Here is a 936-nt window from a genome sequence, read left to right as displayed (position 1 = left end):
GCCGAGGCCATAGGGCTGGTATTAGTCTGCGTCTAGGGCGTAACATACAGCCTTTGAGAAAGCTAGAATGCCCAAGTTGCCGGGATAGGTTCGAGACAACTGTTTTTGATAAGATATATTGCTCGGATAAATGTTGCCAGCGTGTCAACACAATGCGTAAGTCAGCAAGGCTGATTAAAGGTCTTTCGGCTTCCGGAGTATACGTGACACGAAGGCAAAATTATTCCGGACGATGGAGGCCAGAAGAAATATCGGCATTGCGTGCTGACCCGTTGTGTAAATTGCCGGATCGCAGTCTTGCTGCCCAATGGAAAAAGTGTTTCAAACTCGGGATCAACAGAGATCGAAGCCTATACGCAGATAAAAATCGTTCACCGGAAGCCGCCCGTCAAAGAGCGGCTAGATCGCCAGCCAAATGGCGCCGACAGTCCTTTCGTCGCCGCGTTAGGGCGAACCCAGAGCCAACCTTGGCAGAGTTGCGAAACCTTGCGCGCGGCAATCCGCATGCCGAGGACTTGATCCTAGAGGGGTTCGCCACCGTCCTCCGTCTCGCGATCCCTGCCGCCGAGGCGTTCAAGCTAGCCAAAGCGGAGGTCAATCGCACGTCGGCCCAGCCCTTCAGGGAACAGTCGTTCAACCCCGACATCGACTATGTGGGCCGGGAGACCGGGCGCCAGGTGTCCAAAGCCTCCGACATTCGATCCGTTCGTGGAGAGAACTAACGAGCGCTGGAGCGACATACGGTCGAGATGTGCAAGGCCGGGCGAGCCGTGATGATATAGCTGCCCGGCCGGTGCGCCTATCGAATTCCTTGACGATCGTGTGCGAACGGCCTTCGAGGGGCAGCAGGCACACCGGAAGAGCAAGGCGGCATGACGCGTGAGATCGTCCTCGATACCGAGACCACCAGCACGGACCCCAAGGTTGAGCGCATCG

At 56.7% G+C, this 936-nt stretch carries 1 protein-coding gene; it reads left to right on the top strand.

Annotated features, from left to right (window positions below):
* Positions 1-467: 467 nt before the first annotated feature.
* Entirely contained in the window at positions 468-722 is a 255-nt protein-coding gene (locus FV242_RS33955) for a hypothetical protein (protein ID WP_147942038.1), read from the top strand.
* Positions 723-936 lie beyond the last annotated feature (214 nt).

Origin of the sequence: Methylobacterium sp. WL64, assembly GCF_008039945.1 — a bacterium.
Classification (GTDB): Bacteria; Pseudomonadota; Alphaproteobacteria; order Rhizobiales; family Beijerinckiaceae; genus Methylobacterium.
Note: the sequence above shows the minus strand (reverse complement) of the source record. Positions and strands in the feature narration are given on the sequence as shown.